The 411-nt window shown below is 75.4% G+C and carries 1 protein-coding gene; it reads left to right on the top strand.

Features of this window, described 5'->3' with window-relative positions:
- On the top strand, window positions 1–411 hold a 411-nt coding region (locus tag G3I71_RS48865; RefSeq protein WP_203733232.1), incomplete at both ends, for an Ig-like domain-containing protein.

A 411-nucleotide genomic window follows, 5' to 3' on the forward strand; every position in this document is an offset into this window, starting at 1 on the left:
ACGTACACCGCGACCGACCCGATGGGCCTGACGGCGACCGGCACGGTCACCGTCACCACGCCCAACGTCGCGCCGACCGTCACGACGTCGGGCGCGTCGGTCGCGACCGACGGCCTGCTCGCGGGCGTCGACGTGCTGCAGCACGCGTCCGACGTCAACGTCGGGCCCACCGACCAGGTGCTGCGCGTCACGGGCGCCACGGCCGACCACGGCGCGCAGGTCACCGTGAACCCCGACGGCACGCTCGACGTGCGGCCGGCCACGGGCTACCGCGGGACCGTCACGGTCACGTTCACGGTGTCCGACGGCGCGGGCGGCAGCGTCGACGGCACGCTCGTCGTCACGGTCGCCAACGCCGCACCGCGCGTGCTGCCCGACACCGCCGCGACGGACACGGACACGGCCGTGCTC

The sequence above is a fragment of the Streptomyces sp. SID12501 genome (assembly GCF_010550245.1).
GTDB lineage: Bacteria > Actinomycetota > Actinomycetes > Streptomycetales > Streptomycetaceae > Streptomyces.